The 24816-nt window shown below is 32.8% G+C and carries 21 protein-coding genes, 2 pseudogenes and 1 riboswitch; of the genes and pseudogenes, 3 read left to right on the top strand and 20 right to left on the bottom strand.

Features of this window, described 5'->3' with window-relative positions:
- Positions 1–903: 903 nt before the first annotated feature.
- Both CSPA_RS10275 and CSPA_RS10270 read right to left on the bottom strand, forming a co-directional pair.
- A complete protein-coding gene (locus tag CSPA_RS10275; protein ID WP_015392188.1) occupies positions 904–1557 on the bottom strand; it encodes a 3-oxoacid CoA-transferase subunit B in 654 nt (217 codons plus the stop codon).
- A gap of 12 nt (positions 1558–1569) precedes the next feature.
- Positions 1570–2286, bottom strand: a complete 717-nt coding sequence (locus CSPA_RS10270) for a CoA transferase subunit A (RefSeq protein ID WP_015392187.1) — start codon at positions 2284–2286, stop codon at positions 1570–1572.
- Positions 2287–2486: 200 nt separating this feature from the next.
- Here CSPA_RS10270 and CSPA_RS10265 point away from each other — a divergent pair, with 200 nt between their 5' ends.
- From CSPA_RS10265 to CSPA_RS10255, 3 genes are all read left to right on the top strand, one after another.
- Positions 2487–2996 carry a TetR/AcrR family transcriptional regulator gene (locus CSPA_RS10265; protein ID WP_015392186.1) on the top strand — a complete coding sequence of 170 codons (510 nt, stop codon included), beginning with the start codon at positions 2487–2489 and terminating at the stop codon, positions 2994–2996.
- Positions 2997–3568: 572 nt separating this feature from the next.
- Complete coding sequence (locus tag CSPA_RS10260; RefSeq protein WP_015392185.1) at positions 3569–4432, top strand: tyrosine-type recombinase/integrase; 864 nt, start codon at positions 3569–3571, stop codon at positions 4430–4432.
- Positions 4425–5585 carry an IS91 family transposase gene (locus CSPA_RS10255; protein ID WP_015392184.1) on the top strand — a complete coding sequence of 387 codons (1161 nt, stop codon included), beginning with the start codon at positions 4425–4427 and terminating at the stop codon, positions 5583–5585. The genes CSPA_RS10260 and CSPA_RS10255 overlap by 8 nt, the downstream gene beginning before the upstream one ends.
- A 413-nt stretch (positions 5586–5998) precedes the next feature.
- Here CSPA_RS10255 and CSPA_RS10250 read toward each other — a convergent pair whose 3' ends face one another.
- The 18 genes and pseudogenes from CSPA_RS10250 to CSPA_RS10180 form a co-directional block, all read right to left on the bottom strand.
- Positions 5999–6559, bottom strand: coding sequence for a TrmB family transcriptional regulator (locus tag CSPA_RS10250; protein ID WP_015392183.1), 561 nt, complete (start codon positions 6557–6559; stop codon positions 5999–6001).
- Positions 6560–6623: 64 nt separating this feature from the next.
- Entirely contained in the window at positions 6624–9275 is a 2652-nt protein-coding gene (locus tag CSPA_RS10245) for a PEP/pyruvate-binding domain-containing protein (protein ID WP_015392182.1), read from the bottom strand.
- Positions 9276–9280: 5 nt separating this feature from the next.
- Positions 9281–9949: a TetR/AcrR family transcriptional regulator gene (locus tag CSPA_RS10240; protein ID WP_015392181.1), complete on the bottom strand. Its 669-nt coding sequence runs from the start codon at positions 9947–9949 to the stop codon at positions 9281–9283.
- A 387-nt stretch (positions 9950–10336) separates the two neighbouring features.
- Positions 10337–10459 (bottom strand): annotated as a pseudogene (locus tag CSPA_RS30540) (carbohydrate kinase); the annotation flags it as partial.
- 5 nt (positions 10460–10464) lie between these two features.
- Positions 10465–12228, bottom strand: a complete 1764-nt coding sequence (locus CSPA_RS10235; protein WP_015392180.1) for a methyl-accepting chemotaxis protein — start codon at positions 12226–12228, stop codon at positions 10465–10467.
- Between the two features lie 192 nt (positions 12229–12420).
- On the bottom strand, positions 12421–13428 hold the full coding sequence (locus CSPA_RS10230; RefSeq protein ID WP_015392179.1) for an electron transfer flavoprotein subunit alpha/FixB family protein: 1008 nt from the start codon (positions 13426–13428) through the stop codon (positions 12421–12423).
- A gap of 95 nt (positions 13429–13523) precedes the next feature.
- The gene (locus CSPA_RS10225; protein WP_015392178.1) at positions 13524–14303 is read right to left on the bottom strand and encodes an electron transfer flavoprotein subunit beta/FixA family protein; all 780 of its coding nucleotides are present in this window, start codon (positions 14301–14303) and stop codon (positions 13524–13526) included.
- 13 nt (positions 14304–14316) lie between these two features.
- Complete coding sequence (locus CSPA_RS10220) at positions 14317–15456, bottom strand: acyl-CoA dehydrogenase (protein WP_015392177.1); 1140 nt, start codon at positions 15454–15456, stop codon at positions 14317–14319.
- Positions 15457–15541: 85 nt separating this feature from the next.
- A pseudogene (locus tag CSPA_RS29505) lies at positions 15542–15685 on the bottom strand (crotonase); the annotation flags it as partial.
- Positions 15672–16856 (bottom strand): acetyl-CoA C-acetyltransferase, encoded by a 1185-nt coding sequence (locus CSPA_RS10215; protein ID WP_015392176.1) that lies wholly within the window; start codon positions 16854–16856, stop codon positions 15672–15674. The pseudogene CSPA_RS29505 and the gene CSPA_RS10215, both read right to left, overlap by 14 nt.
- 103 nt (positions 16857–16959) lie before the next feature.
- On the bottom strand, positions 16960–17805 hold the full coding sequence (locus CSPA_RS10210) for a 3-hydroxybutyryl-CoA dehydrogenase (RefSeq protein ID WP_015392175.1): 846 nt from the start codon (positions 17803–17805) through the stop codon (positions 16960–16962).
- Between the two features lie 223 nt (positions 17806–18028).
- A complete protein-coding gene (locus CSPA_RS30740; protein ID WP_017810705.1) occupies positions 18029–18151 on the bottom strand; it encodes a hypothetical protein in 123 nt (40 codons plus the stop codon).
- A gap of 87 nt (positions 18152–18238) precedes the next feature.
- Positions 18239–18655 carry a MaoC family dehydratase gene (locus CSPA_RS10205; RefSeq protein ID WP_015392174.1) on the bottom strand — a complete coding sequence of 139 codons (417 nt, stop codon included), beginning with the start codon at positions 18653–18655 and terminating at the stop codon, positions 18239–18241.
- An 82-nt stretch (positions 18656–18737) separates the two neighbouring features.
- Positions 18738–20132 (bottom strand): GntP family permease, encoded by a 1395-nt coding sequence (locus tag CSPA_RS10200; RefSeq protein WP_015392173.1) that lies wholly within the window; start codon positions 20130–20132, stop codon positions 18738–18740.
- A gap of 78 nt (positions 20133–20210) precedes the next feature.
- Positions 20211–21755, bottom strand: a complete 1545-nt coding sequence (locus CSPA_RS10195; RefSeq protein ID WP_015392172.1) for an acyl CoA:acetate/3-ketoacid CoA transferase — start codon at positions 21753–21755, stop codon at positions 20211–20213.
- A 280-nt stretch (positions 21756–22035) separates the two neighbouring features.
- On the bottom strand, positions 22036–23760 hold the full coding sequence (locus CSPA_RS10190; protein WP_015392171.1) for a sigma-54-dependent Fis family transcriptional regulator: 1725 nt from the start codon (positions 23758–23760) through the stop codon (positions 22036–22038).
- Between the two features lie 133 nt (positions 23761–23893).
- Entirely contained in the window at positions 23894–24202 is a 309-nt protein-coding gene (locus tag CSPA_RS10185; protein ID WP_015392170.1) for an MGMT family protein, read from the bottom strand.
- 20 nt (positions 24203–24222) lie between these two features.
- Complete coding sequence (locus CSPA_RS10180) at positions 24223–24408, bottom strand: hypothetical protein (RefSeq protein ID WP_015392169.1); 186 nt, start codon at positions 24406–24408, stop codon at positions 24223–24225.
- Positions 24409–24707: 299 nt separating this feature from the next.
- Positions 24708–24803: riboswitch (guanidine-I (ykkC/yxkD leader) on the top strand.
- The last annotated feature ends 13 nt before the right edge of the window (positions 24804–24816 follow it).

Genomic DNA, 24816 nt, shown 5'->3' with positions numbered 1-24816 from the left:
ACGTAGTTAAGCTAATCATTATAGCATAACACAAGTGCATATATTACGAGAAAAAAGAATAACTTTCTTGCATAAGTACAACAAAACAAACGGAACGCACCTGTTTATCTTTGTATTAAATGTACTTTAAAAATTAGCAAGAAAAATTAATCATTTTTTCACCTCAAATTTCAATTTTTTTATTATTATACTATTATACGTTTAAAAAGTCAATAAAGAGTGAATCAAGAAAATCTATTTCTTCTCTATCTTCACAACACACTCTACATGCTTTGTATGTGGAAACATATTTACTATAAATTCTTTTCTCATTTTTTGGGTTATCCACGTATATGGTTCACCTTTGCATATGCTAAATTTCTTAAAATTTTTGCTTATAATATGATATTCTCTTATAGGATTATAGATACAAAACCTTTCTCTAAATCTCCAAGAACTGAAATAACCCACGAAAATTCAAATTTTAGATTTTCGTGGGTTTCATGGTGGAGGCGATGCACGACCTTTAAAATCCACCACTTACTCTATCCTTCTTTAATATATAAGTTAGTATTCAGCCATTCCATAATTTATAATATTTAAATTATGTTTTATTAAATTTGATATAGGTAAATCGTCTTCTACAATTAAAATATTTATCATCTGTAACTTCCCCCAGCATAAATAAATAATTTTTTAATATACTGAACTATTTCATATAATTATAGACTAAGCAAGAATTATTTTAAATTTGTAAATCATGCTTAGCCTATTTATACTATTTATTAAATAAATTTATATACTATGTTATACAATTAATTATTATAAGCATTTTAATAATTTTCATAATGCATAATTTTATAATCTTGTAAGCTTACCTCCAAAGATATTCTAGCTCTATTTACAGCATTAGCAATTGTCCTATTATATTTCCATTTCCTTGACATCATCAGCTATTAGTAAATCAGCCTCAGTTATCTTTACTACTTCCTCAACAGTTAAACCTGGTGCCACTTCCATTAATACTAATCCTTTATCTGTAACCTTCATAACTGCTTTATCTGTAATTATAAGATCAACGCACTTTGCAGCTGATAAAGGTAATGTACATTTTTTTAGCACCTTTGAATTACCTTTTTTATCATTATGACTTAAGGCAGCTATTACATATTTTGCTCCTACCAAAAGGTCCATTGCACCTCCCATACCTGGTGCAAAAACTCCCGGTATCTTCCAGTTAGCAATATTTCCTTCTTGGTCAACCTCTAAAGCACCTAATGCAGTTATATCAACATGTCCTCCTCTTATTATTGCAAAGGATAGATCCATTTCAAATGTTGATGCTCCTGGTAATAAAGTAATTGGAGCTCCACCGGAATTTGCTAAGTCTGGATCAGATTCCCCTATGCTAGGAGTTGCTCCAAACCTCAATGCACCATTTTCACATTGTAGTATTATTTCCATCCCTTCTGGTAAATAGTTTGCAGCCATATTAGGTATACCGAATCCTAAATTAGCAACCATTCCCTCTTTAAACTCTTTCGCTATTCTCCTTGCAATTATCTCTTTACCATTCATCTTTTTAACCCCCTATTTCATTTTTTTAGTTCGTGTCCATAAATCTTCAAAATATTTTGTTCTATCTTCAAGAGAATCACCTTGAACTATTATATCTACTAATATGCCTGGTGTTCCAACACTATCAGGGGGAATTTCACCCACTTCTACAATTTCATCTACTTCAGCTATAACTAAATCAGCAGCAAGTGCCATACTTGTATTTGTTCCTTTGGTTGTCCCTCTATATACGATATTCCCAAGTTTATCAGCTTTATAACCCTTAATTAGTGCAATATCTGCCTTTATTGATGGAAATACTAAATATTCCTTTCCATCTACAATAAGTTTATCTCTTCCCTTTTCAATTTCAGTTCCAAGACCAGTTGGAGTTATAACTGCACCAAGCCCGGCTCCTCCAGCTCTTATACATTCTACTATAGTTCCCATAGGTATAAATTCCACTTCTAATGTACCTGCATTATATTGTTCTTGTATTTCAGGACAAGTTCCAATATGTGCACCTATAAATTTTTTTATTTGTTTATTTGCTACAAGCTTACCAACATCGTGAGTTTCTCCTGGGTGAGCTGATACAGCTTGAATAAGTGTAAGGTCCTTAACATCTGTCTCTGCTAATGCATCTATCATCTTTAATGGAGCACCTACTCCTAAAAAACCAGCTGTCATAATTTTCATACCATCTTTAATATTTTCTACCGCTTCTTGTACTGTGTTAATCTTTGCCATTTTTCTGTACACCCCCAAAATTTTTATAATATACTATGGATTATTAAAGAAAATTTATGCCTTGATATCAATCTTCCCCTCTTAGAAATTTAATTCTTATAATAATAATATTATTATTAAGTAATCTATATTCCAATTTTATCCAAAACTTAGAGGTGTACTACCTAAGAAGTCTCATATAAAATACCTGCAAATATTTTATGTGTACAATTTCTAGAAAAGAAAAAGAAAAATTAGTAAGAGAAAAAGATATCATAAATGCTGCCGAAAAAGTCTTTACTATGATTGGCTATAATGGAGCCTCAATGGAAGCGATAGCTAAGGAATCGCAATTTACCAGAAAAACTATTTATCAGTATTTTACTGATAAAGAAGATTTACTGTTCTCAGTTATAATTAGAGGATTTGAAAGACTTTTCTGTACGCTTAAGAATGCAGTTGTAAATGGAAATAACGGAATTGAAAAGCTTAAACACTTAACAAATGCTTATTTTCAATTTTATAAGGACTCTCCTAATACATTGAACTTAATGAACTATATTGGGTATATTAAGCCTACAGCAGAAAATTCTGCTAAACGTATTGAGTTTAATAAAGTTAGTGAGCAATTGGCTCAAGAAATTGCAAAGATAATTGATGAAGGAAAGGCAGACGGAAGTATAAGAACAGATTTTGACACAATGAAATTAACTCATTCTCTGAATTTTTAATAACAGGATTCTTTCATATGTTTTCTATATCAGGCAAAACATTCACAGATCATTTTTCACTCAATGAGGATGATTTTATAAACTTTAGCATGAGTTTATTATGTGATATATTTAGCGAAAAAAATAGTTTTTTTAATTTATTACACTCCTCTTGTTCATAGTGAGTGTGTTACTTTTTTACTACTTTCTATCAATTAAAATATTCTATGTTACTTACAGCACGATTCACTATTAATAATTTTAAATCTACAAAATAAAAGACCCACGAAAATCCAAATTTTAGATTTTCGTGGGTTTCATGGTGGAGGCGAAGCGTAACTAACCCCTGCACTATTCTCCAATTTTAATAACTTTCGCATTCACTTATTATACTTGCCCTAAACTTTATCTATCATTTAATTAGTTTTCTGTTTATATAACTACCCATTGTATGAATAGCACTAAACCGCTAGCGCGGTGGTAATATGTAATACATTTACATCTAGAACTCATATTTTAATTATACCAGTTTATTTTTTCTATAAATCCTTTAATATATAGATAATTCTAAATTTAAAGGAGATGTTTTAATTATGACAAAAGAACAAGTCTTAGAAAAATTGACATTTGATGTGGAACTTAGAGGTCTAAGCAAACATACCCAAGCTGAATATTATACTAAAGTTAAAATTTTTCAAGACCACTTTAACAAACCCGCTACTGAACTTGACGAAAAAGATATTAGAAAATTCCTGCACTATCTTTCAACAGAAAAAGGTCTTACTTCCGGAAGTGTAAATTCATACAATAGCGGCCTTAGATTCTTATATGGTGTAACTTTAAATGCTACTTTGAATTACAAACAAATACCTCGCCACCGCAGGCAACGTAAATTTCCAGAAATACTTACTAAAAGTGAAATCCAAAGCCTTTTTGATGCATGTGATAATCTTAGAGATAAATGTATATTAATGACTCTATATGGCGCTGGACTAAGACTTAGTGAAGTTGCTTCTCTAAAAGTTACTGATATTGATAGTGAAAAAATGCAGTTATTTATCCGCAATGCCAAAGGCTCTAAAGATCGCTATGCATTGCTTTCACAAGCTAACCTTGAAATTCTAAGAGTTTATTGGAAAGCTTATCGTCCAAAAGAATGGCTTTTTTACAGCCGAGTAAATACCGGAACACACATTACTTCTAAGGCTGTACAAAATATATTCCACAAATACATAGAAAAAGCTAATATTTCTAAAAAAGTTACCGTCCATAGCTTAAGGCATAGTTTTGCTACACATCTACTAGAATCTGGCATAAGTATATTTCATATTAAACAATTACTTGGGCATTCAGATATCAGTTCTACATGTTTTTATTTGCATTTACTTAAAATTCAATCTTTAAATGTACAAAGTCCTCTAGATTTCTTGACAGAAACGGAGAAAACTAATGGTTGAGGTTCAAGATATATTTATAGAATATGGTGAAGATTATTTGAATAAACATAAGCTTACTCTTGTTCAACATAAAGCTATGTCTGCAATACGAAAATGCAGAACATCGCATTTAGGTGGTCATGTAGATGTTTGTGATAACTGTGGAAATACTCAGATTTCTTATAACTCCTGCCGTAACAGGCACTGCCCCAAATGCCAAGCTCTTGCAAAAGAGCGCTGGATTTACAATCAAAAATCCAATTTACTTAACGTTGGCTATTTCCATGTCGTATTCACTATTCCAGATACTCTAAATTCTATGGTATATCAAAATCAAAGACAACTCTATACCATTTTATTTAAGGCTACTTCTGAAACTTTATCTGAATTATCCTTTGATAAAAAATACCTTGGTGCAAAACTTGGTTTTACATCAATTCTACATACTTGGGGTCAGAATCTTATGCATCATCCACATATTCACTGCATTGTACCTGGCGGCGGACTATCGTCGATCGGCAAATGGATAAGCAGCAGAAAAAAGTTTTTTATTCCGGTTAAAGTATTATCTCGTAAATTTAGGGGCAAGTTTCTGTATTATCTTAAGCAATTATACTATGAAAATAATCTTGAATTTCATGGGAATCAAAATTATCTTTCAGATGAAATTGAATTCGAAAAATTACTTTCAGCTACATATTCTAAAGAATGGATTGTTTACTGTAAACCACCTTTTAAAAATGCTGCCTGCGTCGTCGAATATTTAGGTAGATATACACATAGAGTTGCTATATCAAACACCCGTATTCTAAGCATTGACAATGGCAATGCCACATTTAAATGGCGTGATTACAAAGACAAAAATAAGTATAAGGTAATGACTATTTCTGCTGATGAATTTATTAGAAGATTTCTTATTCATATACTTCCAAGTGGATTTATGAAAATTAGGCACTACGGCTTGCTAGGTAATCGAAATAAAACTACAAAACTGAATATTTGTAAACAACTTACTAATACACCTATTTTACTTAGAGATAAAATTCCAATTCTTGAACTAATTAAAGAAATTACAGGTAGAGATTTATCAAAATGCACTCACTGCGGCTCAAACAAACTCAATAGGTCTATTACATTTTGTAACTCTCCTCCTATAACCACCAAAACTTCATAACATTCGTAATATAGCCTGTAATGGGGAGGGGGAAACTATGCCGGTTTTGCACTATTTAATACGTTTTTATATCTTTACCCCTATATTTTTAAACTTTAATTTTTAATTTGTTTTTAAAATTAAAGGGAATGAGACTATTCAATCCCCATAATAACTGCTTATATTTCCGCGGTTTCGTGCTATTGTAATTATCCAAAGTTAGGCGGACTTCTATAACTTTTGAACTCAAGCTTAAATTCAAGGCTTGAGTTTTTTTCTGCCTAACTTCGTATAATTTGCTATGAATAATTGGAAGTTTTATTTTATTTATGATACTGTTCACCGTATCGGTAGTAAGTAATAGAACTTTTAGTACCGAACATAGTAATTGATTTAAATCATTCAACTTAATAAGTTTTACCTCTATAAATTTTCTAAATAATGGTTACTACTACTCCTTTATCAGATGCCTTTTTTAATTCAGATTCTAATTCTTTGAATTCCTCTTTCCAAAGTTCAATCAGAATTCTATGTTTTGCTGAGATGATGCATTCTTTTACTTTATCAAGTATTTCGTCATGACCAGTTATATTCCAGATATTCTCACGATTCTTTGCAGATTGATTATATTGTTCTAAAGATTTTTCTGCAAGTTTAAAATTTTCTTCAGCTTTTACCCGACGATTTTTAATAAGTTCTTTTGCTGGAATTGGAACGTACTGTTGTGTACTTCCATGGCTAATTAAAATATCTCCACGCATAGCAAGACTATCTAAAACCTTATATATTTTTGAACGTGGTACACCTGAATTTTTCCCTACTGCATAGCCTGTTAATGGTGATTCTTCTAATAATGCAAGGTATGCTTTTGCTTCATAAACTTCTATTATTGCTACGTCTTCAATGATTAATTTATTATTTTCTTCATATTGTTTTAAACTATCAAATACAATCCATTTATTTGGATATGTTTTTCTTACTTGATTCCATAGCATAACTGAGCATCTCCTTCTTTTGTATTCTACTTAATTATGGCACATATATCAAAATTCTCCCCTATCAAATTTTAATGTCTTTATCATCAAAAAATATTTTACCGTTATTTCCATCTACGGATATTGTCCATCCATCCTTAATAATATCCATTACTCCTGGTACATTTACTACCGCCGGGATTCCATATTCCCTTGCTACAATAGCTCCATGTGATAAAAATCCTCCTGTTTCCATAACAACAGCCCTTGCTTTTAAAAATAGCGGCGTCCACCCTGGATCAGTGGATGGGACCACCATAATCTCTTCTGGCTGTAATCGTACTCCCTCATCTGGATGTTTGATTAATCTAGCTAATCCTGAGGCTTTCCCAGCAGCAACTGGTACACCTTCTAGATAATTACTTGAAATACAACTAACCTGTTTTTCAAACCTTGGTGTCTCTCCTAAAATTACGTCTGGTGGAGCTAACAACTCCATTTCTTTCTTCCATTTTTTTCTCATATCAATCAGAGCCTGAAGTCCAATTCCGTTCCATTCTCCATTTAATACAGAAAAAATTTCCGACCAAGTACAGAAAAATATGTCTTCTTCTTCCTTAATGAGATTTCTTTCATAAAAACGGAAACCTAATTTTTTGGCAATTATTCGATAAGCCTCCATGACTTCAGCTAATACTGATTTTGTCTCCTCACGAACTCCAGCCCCAATCTGACACTCCTTGACTAAATTTCTTATAGCAATTTGCTCAGAATCTAGGACTTTATCTTTAATCTCCTTCCAGACCTGTTCTCGCTTCTCTTTCTGCTCTTTTCTCAATTTACTAATATCTGCTATATTCACAGTACTCTGAATAATACCTAGAAGATAGGTCTGCTCCTCATTCCAACGAGGATTGATGATATCTAATTCATATACTGCACGATGCCCATATTCTTTGACAAATTCACAAAAAGCCTTCTTAAATGGAGAATTATCAGGCAGTTCTCTCCATCCCAATGCATCAAAAGAGATTTCACTAAGATATTTTGCAGCATCTACATCTTTTCTTGCAATTTCAGCCAATTCCACCAGCCTATACCCATGTTCAGCGCTTGTGATGCCATCTGTTCCACCTATCATCAATGCATTCAGCATCATCAGCTCTCTGCCCTCAAAGTATTTGTTCAGACTTTGAATCAGCATAAACACTGGCATGCTACCAACCGCAGCTAAAAAGTTAAATTCCTTAGCAAGCATTCCGGCAATTTGTCCTAACTCATCATAACCAGCAATAAAATCCTGATCCTTCCAAGTTTCAAGCCTGCTTCCAGTTATCTTTTGAATTGAAGTCGACACCTCATCCCAAATCTTAGGAGCATTTTTCCTAGCCTCATTAACCAGCTCACTGAACTTCTTTGCACGATCTTCAAATCCAGGTTCTGGTTTCTGATCACCAATATTAATCGCTGGCTGATGACCTCCCCAAAAATCATTAAATCCCTCTGGTCGTCCCCCCATAGAAGCATACAGACCCCACTGGTAAGCTGATAAGTTACAGTAAAGCCTTCCATTATAAAACTTAGAAAACTGTATTCCAACGGGTAGTTTATAACCTAAGCTTGTAAAACTCGTATGATGTATGATATCAATAATGTTTTTCATTAACCGACGGTTTAAAGGAGATTGCACCATAGGAACAGAATCTCGGTAATTGCCATTAGACCAAACATCATTCTGTTCCTGTAAAGCAGGAAAAGTCTTTCTTGGAAGAATAGTCACAGGTCTGGCTTGGACTAAAACAAAATCCCTACCGTTATAAACCCACTCAACATCCTGATGCTGCTCACTATTTCCAAGAGCATCAAATACTCTCTGCAAAAGACGACCTAGCTTTTTGACGTTCTGGTCAGACAACACCTGCGAAACAGCTGAGTCAATTGGTATAAGTTTAGTTCCACCTTCCTTATTTAACACAGTCATCCCTTGCCTGCTTCCAATTTTTCGTTGGATTAGCTTTGCTTCAGAGTTTAATGTTTCAGCCTCTAGATAATATGTATCTGGCTCCACTGCACCATTCACAACTGACTCACCTAATCCAAAATTGGCATTAATAATCATAACATCCTGACGTCCTGTTTGGACATCGCACGTAAACCCTACTCCAGCTGCCTGCGCTTCCACCATTTCCATAACCACTACTGCCATGGTCGCAGCATCATCATTTATATTCATGTTTCTACGGTATGCAACTGCCCGAGGTGACCACAATGAAGCATAACACTCTTTCACAGCTGATAGAATCTCCTCTAAACCACAAACATTCAAAAATGAATCATGTATGCCAGCAAATGAAGCCTTTACAGAATCCTCTGCAACTGCTGAAGATCTTACTGCCCACGATTTTTTTAATTTTCCACTGCTATTTAGAAGCCCTGATAATTCCTCAACAATAGCTGGCGGCATTGAACCATTCATTATTTTTTTTCTTAATTGATCCAGTCCATCCTTAACATTGCCTTCATCTAAATTATTTAGATGAATTATTGAAGATAAATTGCTGATTACTTTATCAAATTGGTTGTATTTTATATACTCATCATAAGCCTTAGCAATAAGAACTACTCCTTGTGGAACACTAAAGCCATATCTGTCTAAGCGTCCTAGATTCCATCCCTTACCTCCTACCAGTGATGCATCTGATTTAAATGCCTCTTTCCAGGTAAAAAAATACTTCATCTCTATTATTCCTCCTGACTTATTATATTATCTAGCTCAGATTTTTTGGAACTATCTAATCGGTTATCTGCTCCATACAGAAACAAATCTACCAATTTTGCTATTTCATCATGAAGCTCAAACCTTGATGTACTATTTACCCATTCAAAGGTCATTGCGCTTCGAAGAATATTTATATGAGTCACCAATAGTTTAACTGAAATATCCTTTCTAATTTCACCTGTTTCCTGTCCTCTGCTAATAATTTGGTTCAAGATACTTTGAGTTCCAGTCTCAGCATTTTGAGTCTTTGAATCATTACACATATTTCGCAGGCGATAATTCATACATATCCCCATAATTTCCTTGTTGCCTTCAACCCAACTATAAGTATGGTTAAGCGAAGCCACTAATCGAGATTTAGTATTTGGAAGATTCCAAATAGTTTCAAGATTTTCTCCAGCTAATTTTTGTGAAATTCCTCTTACATATTCATCAACTATAGCTTCTTTTACTGGGAAATAATTATAAAGTGTCTTTCTTGCGATATCTGTTTTTTCTGCTATTTGCTCCATTGTTGTATTATTGAAGCCTTGATCCTGAAATAAATTCATAGAGATCTTAACAATTTTCTCTCTAGTCTCCCTTTTTTTTCTCTCAATTCTACTTTCAGTAGATATATCTCTTACATCCATCTCTTCACCTCTTTTTTACACTTTGTATTTTCTTATACATTTAGTATTTTTACACATTGTGTATATTTGAATATTATTCCTTACCAGTTCGTTTGTCAAGAATTAATATTGGTAAAAATTAAAATTTTTACTCATTTTCTATCTTAGTATAATCAGATTGTTTTTATCTGTTAATGCACTTTTGCTTTAATCATTCCTTTAATATGTTGTGAAAAACCATATTATCAGTATCACCAGGTGGTATTCTAACTACAATCAAATGACCCACGACAATTCGTCGTGGGTCTCAATTTTAGTTAAGTCAGTATTCACTTATTTTGCATTTACCGGATCACTTATAAGCGAAGTTTTTATTTATCTTGTTATTATAGCTTTTTCATTTCATTATTTCCATTCTTCAAAACTCAAATCTCTCTTATCTTCAATTTCAGACAACTGCTTTAACACAGCTCCAACGAATGCATCTCCCGATCATATTAAGTCCACTTGTTTTATTTTAATAGATTTAACATGTTTTAAATTTGAAACGCACCAACTGCTTCTTTAAGTTTTTCTGCAAGTTGAGTCAAGTCTTGAGTATGTTTAGCTACTTGATTAATACTTGCTAATTGCTGTTCACTTGTAGCTGAAATTTGCTCAGTAGCTGCAGAATTTTCTTCAGTTGAAGCTGAAAGAGTTTCTAAAACATCAATTAATTCGTCTTTTTCATTCTCCATTTCAAGGCTGTAAGTTTTTAAGTTTTTCAGATCATCTGTAATTTTTTCTACAGATTTTAATATTTCGCTAAATATATATTTGGCTTCTAGTACTGATTTGCTTTGTTCTTTAGCTATAATCTTTCCAGATTCTATAGTTTTTACAGCAATCTTTGATTTATCCTGTATCCCGATGATTAACTCTTTGACTTTTTCAGCAGACCTTGAAGATTGTGAAGCCAATTTTCTAATCTCTTCAGCAACTACAGCAAAACCTTTTCCCTGTTCACCAGCTCTAGCAGCTTCTATGGCAGCATTTAAAGATAATAAGTTTGTTTGTTCTGATATTTGACTTATTGCTTCAGTAATAACTCCAATTTCAACAGAATTTTTATCAACTTCCATTATTATATCACTTGTCTTTTCAGTAGCTGTATTATTTTCATCTGATTTTTTTGATAGTAATTCAATTGCATTTAAGCCTTTATGGCTTATATCAGCTGTTTCAATTGCAATATCGTTGGTTTCTACAGTTAGTCTGGTTACTAAATCTATTTTCTCTGATAAATTTTTTACCCTGAGAACTCCGTTCTCAGTTTCTCTAGCTTGTTGACTTGAGCCCTTGGCAATTTCTTCAACAGATGATGCAACTTCATTAATTGAAGCAGTATTTTCATAAACTATTTCATCTAACAATCGAGAAGAGTCAAAAACAATATCAACTGAATTTTTAACTGAACTTATAAAAGAATTAACATTTTTAACCATTACATTAAATGAATCGCTCAAATTACCGATTTCATCTCTATTTTTGATTTTTAACCTTTCAATATTTAAATTACCTAAGGCCACCGCATCTACTGCATTACTGATTTCTTTAATTGGAGTGGATATGTGTTTTGAAAAAATCATTATGATGGTTGAACCTAGAATAAACACCACTAATAATATAATTATAGTAGTAATAAAAATTTTATTTGAACCAACATTAAAATCATTCATGTAAGTTCCAGCACAAATTACCCAACCCCAATGAGGATCAGTCTTTTGATAAGTTATTTTATCTGCAATACTATCTGAATTAGGAATAGTCCAGTAATAAGTTAAATATCCGCCACCATCATTTGCTATTTTTATCTGATCTTTAACAAACAAATTGCCATTTTTTTTATCTTTTGAATCTAACACGTTTTTACCTTCTAAACTTGGATGAACTGCTTCAACTCCATCTTGAGTATATGCCAGTAGGTAACCGTTTTGTCCCAAACTTAAATTTTTATTAATTGGTCTTGTGCCATCAGCTTGTTTTTTACCAAGCATATATTCTTTAACTTTTTCTTGAGCTTCCTCAAGGCTTAGTTTTCCCTGATCCACAAGTTTCTGATTGTTATCTATTGCTTGTAATGTCATCTCAACACTATTTTTTAATAAAATCTTTCCGTTATTTTCAAGCTCAGCTTTAGCAACATAATAACTGATTAGTCCAAGTATAAGTACAGGTATACTTAATAATAGTAGCATTACTAAAATAAGTTTTGCTTTAATTGCGAATCTGGTACTTTTTTTAACTGATTTTTCTAGCATTTGTATTCCCCCAATATACCTTCTTTATTATTGAAATGTTGGTTATTGATTTAAGTTAAAAGTGTTTCATAATTCTAAAAAATTTATATCTCTTTTGCAACTTTTTAGAAAAATCACTTAATTAAATTTAACTTAAAGAAGCAAATTTTAACAGAAATTAGGGCTTGCTTAGCAAACCCTAATTAAACTGAATTATTCAGCACTCTTAATTTCTTTAACTTGAGCTATTAATTCTGGAACTACCTTAGTAAGATCTCCAACTATTGCATAATCCGCAATCTTCATTATTGGAGCTGAATCATCCTTATTAACAGCTATTATAAGCTCTGAATCTTGCATGCCAGCAACGTGTTGGATAGCTCCTGATATACCACAAGCTATATATATTTGAGGTTTAACAGTTTTACCAGTTTGACCAACTTGGTATGCTCCGTCAATCCATCCTTTTTCAACAGCTGCTCTTGATCCAGCAACAGTTCCACCTAAAGCATCAGCTAGTTCTTTAAGTAGTGTAAAGTTTTCTTTATTTCCAACTCCTCTACCTCCAGCAACTATAAAATCAGCTTCAGCTATATCAACGATATCTTTCTTTGACTTAATTGTTTCTAATACTTTTGTTCTAATATCTGAATCATCTAATGTAACATTAACTTTTTCAATGTTACATTTAGATGGATCAGTAGTAATTTTGGCAAATACTCCTGGTCTTACTGTAGCCATTTGTGGTCTATGGTCTGGACATGCAATTGTAGCCATTAAGTTACCACCAAAGGCTGGTCTTGTTGCTAAAAGATCTCCATTTGTAACATCTACATCTAATGATGTACAATCAGCAGTTAATCCAGTAGATAATCTAGCAGCTATTCTTGGACCTAAATCTCTTCCAATAAAAGTAGCTCCTACAAATAAGATTCCAGGTTTTCTTTCAGTTGCTAAGTCACAAATAACTTTAGTGTAACCTTCAGTTGTATAATGTTCTAAGTTTTTATCATCAGCAACTAAAACTTCATCTGCACCATGTTCTGCTAAAGTTTTAGCGAGTGTCTCTATATTATTTCCAAGTAATAAAGCTGTTAACTTTACTCCTAATTCATCAGCAATTCTTCTACCTTCACCAAGTAGTTCTAAAGATACTTTTTGCAATTGGCCTTCTCTTTGTTCAGCAAAGACCCAAACGCCTTTGTAATCTGCTATATTCATAATAAATTACCCTCCTATTTTTTATATATGAAACTCCTTCTCCTACGTAGAATGAGTAAGCGACCATAACCAAATCATAGATTTTGGATGTCTGCTTAGATGTAGTGTTTTTCTTTTAATTTTCCTACAACATAGTATGCTGCATTTTTAGGTGCTTCTCTTACGATTTCTCCTGCGCCCTTAACTTCTTTAGTCATTGACTTCTTAACCTTTGTAGGTGAACCTTTAAGTCCTAATTCAGCTACATCTACATCTATATCAGCTGCACTCATAACTTTGATTTCATCATCAGAAGTTTCGAAGATTTTTGCAACATTCATATATCTTGTTTCATTTAATTCTTCGATTGCAGTTAATAAACATGGAGTTTTAACTTCAATTACTTGATGTCCGTCTTCTAATGCTCTGCTTACAATTAATGATTTCTCTTCAACTTTAACATCTTGAACATAAGTTACTTGAGGAATATTTAAATGTTCAGCTATTTCTGGACCAACTTGTGCAGTATCTCCATCAATCGCTTGTCTTCCAGCAAATACTAAATCATAATCTAATTTTGCTATTACACCAGCTATTGCTTTTGAAGTAGCTAAAGTATCAGCTCCTCCCATAGCTCTATCTGTTAATAGGATAGCTTCATCGGCTCCCATACATAATGCTTCTCTTAAAACTGCTTTAGCCATTGGAAGTCCCATACTAACTACAGTAACTTTTCCTCCAACTTGTTCTTTTAATTGTAACGCACCTTCTAAAGCATGTTTATCCTCTGGGTTCATTATTGATGGAACACCATCTCTTATTAATGTACCAGTTTTAGGATCTATTTTTACTGCTGTGGTATCTGGAACTTGTTTTACACAAACTACTATATTCATTATAAAAGTCCTCCTATCTTAAAATGCTTCCAGCGATAACCATCTTTTGAACTTCTGAAGTTCCTTCATAGATTTCGCATATCTTAGCATCTCTCATCATTCTTTCTACTGGATATTCCTTAGTATATCCATACCCTCCAAAGATTTGTACTGCTTTAGTTGTAACTTCCATCGCAACTTCCGCAGCAAACAATTTAGCTCTTGCAGCATCTACTGAGTAAGGCTCACCAGCTTGCTTCTTTGTTGCTGCTAGGTATACTAAATATTTAGCAGCTTGAATTTTAACATCCATTTCTGCAATATACCATTGTAATCCTTGGAATGCTGATAATGGCTTACCAAATTGCTTTCTTTCTTTCATGTAATTAACAGCTTCTTCAAAAGCTCCTTCTGCAATACCTAACGCTTTTGCAGCTATACCAATTCTTCCTCCATCAAGAGTCTTCATTGCTATTCCAAATCCCTTACCTTCTTGACTTAATAGGTTTTCTTTTGGAACTATACAGTTTTCCATAACTAATTCAGTGGTTGAAGATGCTCTGATACCCATCTTATTTTCTAATTTTCCTATTGAGAAGCCTGGGAATGATTTTTCTACTATAAATGCAGAAATTCCTTTAGTTCCTTTTGATTTATCTGTCATAGCAAAGATTATGAAAGTTTCAGCAACTCCACCATTTGTTATGAATATTTTTGAACCATTTAATACATAATGGTCACCTTCTAATACAGCAGTTGTTTGTTGTCCTGCAGCATCTGTACCAGCACCTGGTTCAGTTAATCCGAAAGCACCAATTTTCTTACCGCTACAAAGATCAGGTAAATATTTTTCTCTTTGTTCTTTAGTACCATTTTCGTTAATTACTGATGCACATAATGATGTATGAGCTGAAAGTATAACTCCAGTAGTACCACAAACTTTTGATAATTCTTCTACAGCGATTATATATGAAAGTACATCTCCGCCTGCTCCACCAAATTCTTTAGAAAATGGGATACCCATCATTCCTAACTTAGCCATTATTTCAACATTTTCCATAGGGAATCTTTCTGTCTCATCGATTTCAGCAGCTATTGGTTTAACTTCATTTACTGCGAATTCTCTAACCATTTGTTGTACTAATTCTTGTTCTCTAGTTAACTTAAAATTCATTAAATTACCCTCCTTGTTATTTAAACCTACTTTATAACAAACTATATATAAACCTCTAATAGATTTTTAGCAAAATTCTATAATATTATTTATTTTTGAAATTCTTTTCTGCTCTTCTTTCTAAAAATGCAGCCATTCCTTCAGTTTGATCCTCTGTTGCAAAGTCTTCTACTTCTATTAATATGGCTACATCTGTATCTACTTGCATTCCTCTATCAATTGCATCTTTCTATAATAACTGCTGTTCCTTGTCCTCCGCCTATACACAAAGTTGCAAGGCCTTTTTTACAATCTCTTTTTATCATTTCGTGAATAAGCGTAACTAATATTCTTGCTCCTGATGCACCAACTGGATGTCCTAATGCTATAGCTCCACCATTTACATTTACTTTATTTATATCAAATTCTAAATCCTTAGCTACTGATAAACATTGCGATGCAAACGCTTCATTTGCTTCGATTAAATCAATATCTTCAATTGTTAAACTTGCCCTTTTTAAAGCTTCTTTAACTGTAGGTACAGGACCATACCCCATAATTGAAGGTTCTACCCCTTTAGATGCAAAAGATACTATTTTAGCTAAAGGCTTTATTCCTAATTCCTCTGCCTTTTCTGCACTCATTATTACAAAAGCTGCTGCACCATCATTGATTCCTGACGCATTACCTGCTGTAACAGTTCCATCTTTTTTAAATGCCGGTTTTAATTTTTCTAAGCCTTCTTTAGTTGAACCAAGCCTTGGAAACTCATCAGTATCAAAGATCTTTGGATCACCTTTCCTTTGAGGTATGGCTACTGGCACTATTTCATCTTTAAATTTTCCAGCTTTAATAGCAGCTTCTGCATTTAATTGTGATCTAAGAGCAAATTCATCCTGCATCTCTCTAGTTATGTTCCATTGTTCTGCTATATTTTCTGCTGTAATCCCCATATGATATTTATTAAATGCATCCAAAAGTCCATCATTAATCATACTATCAATGAGTTTTCCATCATTCATTCTTTGCCCCCATCTTGCATCATTTAACACATATGGAGCTCTTGACATACTTTCCATCCCACCTGCCACAACTATATCATTGTAACCAGATAATATCATTTGACAAGCCAAACTAACGGCTCTTAATCCTGAACCGCACACTTTATTTATTGTAAATGATGATACTTCTAAAGGAATACCTGCCTTCATAGCTGATTGTCTTGCAGGATTTTGACCAAGTCCTGCCTGTAGTACATTTCCCATTATTACTTCGTCTACAATCTCTGGATTTACCCCTGCTCTACTTAGTGCTTCCTTTATTACAATAGCCCCAAGGTCAACTGCTGGCATATCTTTTAAGCTTCCACCAAAAGAACCTAGTGCAGTTCTAACTGCACTTGCTATTACTACTTCTTTCATTTTTAACTCCCCCATCAACCTATATTTTTAAAAATTTCACTATAAGTATTTATTATAATTAAATATTTATAGTGATTAATGCTAATAACAAAAACTTATTATACTATTTTGAATAGTCATAGAAGCCCTTGCCAGTCTTTCTTCCTAAGTAACCTGCTCTTACCATTTTTCTCAACATAGGATTAGGTCTGTATTTTGGATCCCCGAATTCTATATATAGTATCTCCATTATAGCCAAGCATACATCATTTCCTATCAAGTCAGCTAAAGCTAATGGTCCCATTGGATGATTAGCTCCTAGCTTCATAGCTATATCTATATCTTCTGCTGTTGCAACATTATCAGCTAAAATTCCCACTGCTTCATTTATCATAGGAATTAGTATTCTATTAACTACAAATCCTGGTGCTTCTTTAACCTCTACTGGATCTTTACCAACTTTTTTTGTAATTTCAATAACTGTATCCTTAGTTTCTGCTGAAGTAGCCATTCCTGTTATTACCTCTACTAACTTCATTACTGGTACAGGATTAAAGAAGTGCATTCCTATTACCTTATCTGGTCTTTTAGTTGCACTGGCTACATCAGTTATTGATAACGATGAGGTGTTGGTTGCAAGTATTGTTTCTGGCTTACATACGTCATCAAGTTCAGCAAATATTTTCTTCTTTATATTCATGTTTTCGATAGCTGCCTCTATAACCAAGTCTGCATCTTTTGCTAAGTTAATATCTGTTGTAGCTATTATTCTTCCAAGTACTTCATTTTTACTTTCTTCTGTAATCTTCTCCTTTTTAACAGCTTTATCAAGATTCTTTGTGATGTTTGTAATCCCTTTTTGAACAAAGCTCTCTTCAATATCTCTCATTATTACTTGATAACCTGCTTCTGCAAAAATCTGTACAATTCCAGCCCCCATAGTTCCGGCACCTAAAACAAATATTTTCATTTTAACATCCATTCCTTTCGTTATAAGATTATGATATCCACAAATACTTAATATATTGGATTCGTCTATATTTAGTAATAAAAAACATAACTGCAAGATCTCTATTTTTCGATCACAACATTTTTATGAATTATACTGTTTTATAATTTTTATTACTAAACTACATTTAAATTTTTTCCAAGGAAATTCTGATTCATGATATATATAAGACATATAGGTATTATTAAACACATTTATTATCCAACTCCACTTTTCCACTCACTATATCAGGAGCTTTTGCACTAGGTATGGTAGATGCAAAAGCTCCAAGTAATACAGTAACTATAATTGAACTATAATTTGCCAAATCATATTAGCCTATGTCTGGAGTTGCTTCAAACTACAGTGGATCCTTTTCACACTAGAGTTATTTTCAGCTCTTCTGGTAAATAGGTTATTTAGGTGGCATTATGTTTGCAACCCCTACCAGTACTTCAACACCATTTTGATTTGTACATATGGTACTTAATTTTATTCTATTCTTATCTTCAAACTTCTCTATAACCTCAACTTCAGCTTTAATTGTATCTCCTATTTTCACAGGAGCAACAAATTTAAGTTCTTGTCCAAGGTATATTGAACCTGGTCCTGGCAATTGCATTCCAAGTACTGCTGATACTAAACCAGCTGTTAACATGCCATGGGCAATTCGCCCTTGAAACATTGTCTTCTCTGCCTCAACTTGATTTATATGAGCTGGATTTAAATCTCCTGTTATACCAGCATATAAGTATACATCGGTTTCTGTAATAGTCTTTTGAAAAGATGCTTTATCACCAATATTTAATTCTTTTATAGTTAATCCGTTCATTTTCAATTCCCCCTTGTATAATTTACTTATAACATTCAATAGAAAACTATTTATATTTCTTTATTGATATACTAAATACTTATTAAATAAAATGTAATATGCTTTGTAAAGCTATTAATATAAACACAGATCCTGTCTTAATACAAGTGATCACAAAAATATCTTTATATGATTGCTTGTGAGTTAACCCTGCAATTCCAAGTAAAGTTATAACTGCGCCATTGTGAGGTAATGTATCCATTCCACCTGATGCCATTGCAGCAACACGATGAAGTAATTGTGGATCTATTCCAACACTATTTGCCCAATTTAAATATTCCTTTCCAAAAGTATCGAGTGCTATACTCATTCCTCCTGATGCAGAACCAGTAACTCCTGAAAGCACATTTACTGTAACTGCTTCTGAAAGTAGTGGACTACCGTCTGGATTAATGTTAGTTAAAGCATGAGCTATAGATTGAAATCCTGGTAAAGTTTTTATAACATTACCAAAGCCTACTTCTGATGCTGTATTCATAACAGCTAATAATGATCCAATTGCACCAGCATTAATCGCTGAAGCTAAATTACCTTTCATACGCTTTGGATTAATAGAAATTGCAAGAAGAATACCAAATACAAGTGCAATCATTAAAGCCCAGTTATTCATTGAACCTACAACACTTGCTTCAGGAATATTATAAGGTGCTTTAGTAACCCAAGAAACTATATCCCATTTAGGGAATACTAATTTTTGTAAAACCAAAGTCAATCCAAGTACAGATATTAATGGTAATACTGATATAAATGGATTTGGTAAACTTCCATCTTCAACAAGTACTGGTTCATTTTTATGATTTTCCCCATAGCCTTCTCCCTTTGCTTGAGCTTTACGTTTACACCATTCAAGATAAGATACCCCGCAAACTAAAACGATAATCGCACCTAAGGTTCCAAATACAGGTGCTGCATAAAGATCTGTATTAAAAAACTTCATTGGTATAGAGTTTTGAATTTGAGGTGTTCCTGGAAGTGCATCCATAGTAAATGTGAAAGCGCCAACAGCGATAGTTGCAGGAACAAGTCTCTTTGGAATATCAGCTTCTTTAAATACTGATGCTGCAAATGGATACACTGCAAACGCAACAACGAAAAGACTTACACCACCATAAGTTAAAATGGCTGCTGATAAAATTACAGATAACATTGCACGCTTTTTACCCAACTTTTCAACTATAAATTTAGCGATAGATTTTGCTGCACCAGATTGCTCCATAACTTTACCAAATACAGCACCTAACAAGAAAAATGGAAAGTAAACTTTTACATAATTCCCCAAGTTAGGTAGAAATACTTCCGTATAGGTTGGCATAACTGCCATCCCAGAGAATATAGCTGCTGCAATTGCAAATATAGGTGCAAAAACAATAACTGAGAACCCCCTATAAGCCATGACCATCAATAATATTAAACTTAATAAAATACCTATAACTGCCATATATAAAACCTCCATTATTATATTATTTGGGTTTATCAACCGTTTTATCCATACTTAGCTATTCTTTACATTAATACATTACTTAAGATTCATAAGTTTGTCTTCAAAAATTCTTTTATCCATTGTCTTTAATTCTTCTGATATTATTGGTTTAAAATCCATTTGATCGAGAATGTCTTTTTGTAAATCTACTCCAGGAGCTATTTCTTCTAATTCCACTCCAGCACTAGTTAATCTAAAAACTGCTCTTTCAGTTATATAAAGAACTACCTGTTTTACATCTTTTGCATAATCTCCACTAAAAGTTATTTGCTCAACATCCTTGATAAATTTCTTTGACTTACCTTCATTTTCAATGATTAGCTTACCTTCAAAAATATTAGTTTTAAGTCCACCTACAGTAAAAGTTCCGCAGAAAATAACTTTCTTTGCATTTTGAGTTATATTTATAAATCCTCCACATCCAGCTATTTTAGGACCAAATTTACTTACATTGATATTTCCTTTTTCATCACACTGGGCAAGTCCTAAAAATGCTATATCTAAACCTCCACCATCGTAAAAATCAAACTGAGAAGATTGATCTATTATACTATCTGGATTAATAGCTGCTCCAAAACTCAAGCCACCAGCTGGTATTCCTCCAATTGGACCTGATTCAATTGTAAGTCTCATGCTATCACCTATGTGTTCTTCATTTGCCACCATGGAAATTCCCTCTGGCATTCCAATTCCTAGATTTGTGATTGCATTTGGTATAAGCTCCATGGCGCAACGTCTAGCTATTATTTTTCTTTCATCCATTGGAAGGCATTTAATAGTATTAGCTGGCATCTTTATTTCTCCACAGAAAGCTGGATTAAAGCTTTCACCAAAGGTCTGCATTTGATTTTCTGCACTAGCTACAACTACTGCATCCACAAGGATTCCTGGAATCTTTACCAACTTTGGATCTAAAGTTCCTTTTGATACTATTTTTTCAACCTGAAGAATTACTTTTCCACCAGAATTCTTTGCAGCCTGAGCCATTGCTAAACCATCAAGCGTTGCGGCTTCCTTTTGAAGACTTGCATTTCCTTCTTCATCTGCATAAGTAGCCCTAACTATTGCAACATTTATAGGAAAAGCTTTATAGTAAAGATACTCTTTTCCATCAATTTCAATCATCTTCACAACATCCTCAGTAGTACAGCTATTTAATTTTCCTCCCTCAACTCTTGGATCTACAAAAGTTTTCAACCCCACATGAGTAATTGTTCCTGGCTTTCCTGCTGCAATATCTCTATAAAGACTGGATATAACTCCTTGAGGAAGATTATAAGCCTTTATCTTATTCTCGATTGCTAACTTTTGAATCTTAGGAGCTAACCCCCAATGTCCTCCTATTACTTTAGAAAGAAGACCTTCCTGGCCAAAATGATTTAAACCTTTTTCTTTTCCATCTCCTTGACCTGCTGCATAAACAAGAGTTAACTTATTTGGCTTACCTTCCTCTAGATAAATTTCCTTAATCCTCTTAGTAATTTCCTCTGGGTGTCCAATGCCTATAAAACCACCTACAGCAACTGTGTCTCCATTTTTTATTAAGGAGATTGCTTGCTCAACTGACATTATCTTGCTCATATTTCCTCCTCCTTTTTATATACTCTAAAAACAAGAATGTAATATTTATTAATAAGTTCACTTATACTTATTTATATAAGCAAGACTCGTGCCAAAGCCTTAGAGATAAAATAGACCTAGAATAGGAGGTTTGTCCATTGTGAATCATTAATAAAATCTGCGATATCTAAAATTAGTGTATAGATTTCCGTACATATTTTTAAGTAAACATTTACATACTGTTCGGATTTCTATACAATTATTTATGAGAAAAAAATTAGTTGTACGTTTATTCGTACAACTACATTTTTATTTTATGCTTTTCCATTTTTTCATATAAACTAGTCCGGCCTATCTCTAAAATTTTTGCTGCTTTTGTCTTATTTCCCTCTGCTGCCCTAAGTGCAAGAATAATAGCATTCTTTTCGCTTTCTTCAAGAATGTCCTGAAGCCTTTTAGGAATTATTGCAGCTTTTTTACCTGTAATTTCTTTCGGCAAATCATCTACATCAATTATGTCACTATCTCCCATAATATTAATAGCTCTCTCTAGTATATTTTCTAATTCTCTAACATTACCTTTCCATTCATATATTTTAAGATAATGTTCCGCCTCTTTTGAAATTCCTTTAACTTTCTTATCTAAATTCATTGAAAGCTTCTTAATGAGATGATTTGAAATAAGTATAATATCATTGCCTCGTTCTCTCAAAGGAGGAATTTCAATTGTTACAACATTAAGTCTATAATACAGATCTTCACGGAACTTGCCCTCTGAAACTAATTTTTCAAGATTTCTGTTTGTTGCAGCAATTATTCTTATGTTAATCTTCTTAGTTGCAACTCCACCAACTTTCTCTACTTCTCGTTCTTGAATAACTCTTAAAAGCTTTACCTGCATATGAAGAGGCATATCTCCAATCTCATCTAAAAATATTGTACCTTCATTTGCAATTTCAAATTTTCCTATTTTCCCTTCTTTTCTTGCGCCTGTGAAAGCTCCGGCTTCATAACCAAACAGTTCTGATTCAAGCAAATCGCTTGGAATTGCTGCACAATTAACTTTAACAAAAGGTCCTTCATAACGATTACTCTCTGAATGTATAGCATGTGCAAAAATTTCCTTACCAGTACCACTTTCCCCTAAAATAAGCACATTCGAACTTGTATGAGCAGCCTTTTTCACTATATCCTTAGCCAAAAGGATAGAATCACTTTCTCCTATAATATTTTCTAGTGAATAGCTGGCTGTATTGAATTCCTTAAGCCGTGATTTATAATTTGCTAATTCTTTTTCTATAACAGTTATCTTTTTGTAAAGGCTATTTAGTTCTTTAACATTTCTAAATAATACTTTTCCTACAACCCCAATAATTTCTCCATTTTTTATTATAGGTATTCTTGACGCTATCATATAATTTCCTTTAATCTTATGAAGCTGCGCTACTTCCTCTTTACCGCTTTCAAGTACTATTGGCATTCTTGTATTCTCTATAACTTCATTTACATGTTTGCCAATTGCATCTTCTCTTCTTATTCCTAAAAAATCAGTATATGCCTTGCTCATCATAGTGATTATTCCCTTCTTGTCAATAATCACCATACCATCATAAGCCGTCTCAATTACAGTATTTAATATTTCGCGACTGTCCCTTTCCTTATCAAGCTTTTGAAGCAATTCATTATAGTTTGTTATATTGCTAAAAATGAGTATTGATCCTACTACATCCTTATCTTCAATCAAAGACATAATACTTAACGACAAATTCAAATTATTAACTACTATAGACTTTTTAACTTCCTCTTTTTTATTAGTTAAAAAGTTACTTAACTCAACGTTATGTATTAATTCATTAAAAGCTTTCCCTAAACTATTTTTGCTATCTATTCCAAAGAGAATACTAGCAGCTCTATTAATAAAAATTATCTTATTGTTATTATCAACTACAACTATTTCATTAAATACATTATCTAGTATTATTTTTAAGTCATTAAAATAGTTCAAAAATAATGCTTCCTTCACCATCTACCAGTACCTTCTTCCTTTTAAGTTTTACGCTTTTAAATAGCCTCCTATAAAATATAATAAGTAAAGTAATTTAAATTTTCACTGCGTATAAGTTCTAGAATGAAAAAACGTAATTTTAACTGTTACAAAATTAACAATCCCATTTATTTTCCTTCATATCAACATGATTCTCATCTTTAAATGATACACCTTCTTCTAATAGTAGAAATCGTTGCTCCTTCCAACCTGGTGCTAATCTTCCTGAATGATTTACCACACGGTGGCATGGATATTCCCCATAAAATTCTGACTGGCTTAAAACCTTCCCGACAAGCCTTGCATTTTTGTCTCTGCCTATAAGACTAGCAATTTGTCCATATGTAGCTACTTTCCCTTCTGGAATTTCTTCTACAACGGAAAGTATTTCATAAATTAATTGTTCATTCATAATCTTTTTCATATATTCACCTGCACTGAAAATTATAATTTCTTTTTTATGCTTTCAACAACAGGTTTAAAATACTTAAAATCAGTATTATTTCCTTTTAAAATGCATTCTTCTTTGCAAGGACATTTTATACATCCAATTTCATCTGTTGTTTCAATATAATCACACATTTTAACAAAAGTATTAAAAAGTAATTCTAAAATTTTCTTCTCATCCATTATAACTTTCTCCCAATTATTATAGTAGCTTAAACAGCAATTAGCTATGAACTTGCAGAATTTTTATTTAAAACAACCTCAATAGCTACAATAAATCTTTATTATATTATATCCTAACAAATTACTAATATAAACTAATATATATATCGATTTCATCAAGTAAAGTTTTAAAAATTAAAAATATCTATAAACTCTAACCTTCATTATTTGAGATGAAAGTGTATCGACTTGACTCAAATTTGATATTATGCTAGAATCCATTTATTAGTTGCAGCTTATAAATTATCAAAATTTTATATAATTTAGTTTTCTAGGGTTCCGCAGTTTATAACTGGCAGGTCCGAGAGAAAACGCACAATTTATTGTGTACACGGAAGGATAAAAGCCTGGGAGATATTTTTATAATAT

The sequence above is a fragment of the Clostridium saccharoperbutylacetonicum N1-4(HMT) genome (genome assembly GCF_000340885.1).
GTDB lineage: Bacteria > Bacillota > Clostridia > Clostridiales > Clostridiaceae > Clostridium > Clostridium saccharoperbutylacetonicum.
This window is presented reverse-complemented; position numbering and strand designations above follow the sequence as displayed.

What these genes read in the sequence shown, in the direction of transcription:
- CSPA_RS10230 (WP_015392179.1), bottom strand. Translation starts at nt 13,428, where the DNA reads ATGAATATAGCAGATTACAAAGGCGTTTGGGTCTTTGCTGAACAAAGA.
- CSPA_RS10275 (WP_015392188.1), bottom strand. Translation starts at nt 1,557, where the DNA reads ATGAATGGTAAAGAGATAATTGCAAGGAGAATAGCGAAAGAGTTTAAA.
- CSPA_RS10260 (WP_015392185.1), top strand. Translation starts at nt 3,569, where the DNA reads ATGACAAAAGAACAAGTCTTAGAAAAATTGACATTTGATGTGGAACTT.
- CSPA_RS10265 (WP_015392186.1), top strand. Translation starts at nt 2,487, where the DNA reads ATGTGTACAATTTCTAGAAAAGAAAAAGAAAAATTAGTAAGAGAAAAA.
- CSPA_RS10235 (WP_015392180.1), bottom strand. Translation starts at nt 12,228, where the DNA reads ATGCTAGAAAAATCAGTTAAAAAAAGTACCAGATTCGCAATTAAAGCA.
- CSPA_RS10240 (WP_015392181.1), bottom strand. Translation starts at nt 9,949, where the DNA reads ATGGATGTAAGAGATATATCTACTGAAAGTAGAATTGAGAGAAAAAAA.
- CSPA_RS10270 (WP_015392187.1), bottom strand. Translation starts at nt 2,286, where the DNA reads ATGGCAAAGATTAACACAGTACAAGAAGCGGTAGAAAATATTAAAGAT.
- CSPA_RS10250 (WP_015392183.1), bottom strand. Translation starts at nt 6,559, where the DNA reads ATGCTATGGAATCAAGTAAGAAAAACATATCCAAATAAATGGATTGTA.
- CSPA_RS10245 (WP_015392182.1), bottom strand. Translation starts at nt 9,275, where the DNA reads ATGAAGTATTTTTTTACCTGGAAAGAGGCATTTAAATCAGATGCATCA.
- CSPA_RS10185 (WP_015392170.1), bottom strand. Translation starts at nt 24,202, where the DNA reads ATGAAAAAGATTATGAATGAACAATTAATTTATGAAATACTTTCCGTT.
- CSPA_RS10180 (WP_015392169.1), bottom strand. Translation starts at nt 24,408, where the DNA reads ATGGATGAGAAGAAAATTTTAGAATTACTTTTTAATACTTTTGTTAAA.
- CSPA_RS10190 (WP_015392171.1), bottom strand. Translation starts at nt 23,760, where the DNA reads ATGGTGAAGGAAGCATTATTTTTGAACTATTTTAATGACTTAAAAATA.
- CSPA_RS10200 (WP_015392173.1), bottom strand. Translation starts at nt 20,132, where the DNA reads ATGGCAGTTATAGGTATTTTATTAAGTTTAATATTATTGATGGTCATG.
- CSPA_RS10210 (WP_015392175.1), bottom strand. Translation starts at nt 17,805, where the DNA reads ATGAAAATATTTGTTTTAGGTGCCGGAACTATGGGGGCTGGAATTGTA.
- CSPA_RS10205 (WP_015392174.1), bottom strand. Translation starts at nt 18,655, where the DNA reads ATGAACGGATTAACTATAAAAGAATTAAATATTGGTGATAAAGCATCT.
- CSPA_RS10220 (WP_015392177.1), bottom strand. Translation starts at nt 15,456, where the DNA reads ATGAATTTTAAGTTAACTAGAGAACAAGAATTAGTACAACAAATGGTT.
- CSPA_RS10255 (WP_015392184.1), top strand. Translation starts at nt 4,425, where the DNA reads ATGGTTGAGGTTCAAGATATATTTATAGAATATGGTGAAGATTATTTG.
- CSPA_RS10225 (WP_015392178.1), bottom strand. Translation starts at nt 14,303, where the DNA reads ATGAATATAGTAGTTTGTGTAAAACAAGTTCCAGATACCACAGCAGTA.
- CSPA_RS10195 (WP_015392172.1), bottom strand. Translation starts at nt 21,755, where the DNA reads ATGAGCAAGATAATGTCAGTTGAGCAAGCAATCTCCTTAATAAAAAAT.
- CSPA_RS10215 (WP_015392176.1), bottom strand. Translation starts at nt 16,856, where the DNA reads ATGAAAGAAGTAGTAATAGCAAGTGCAGTTAGAACTGCACTAGGTTCT.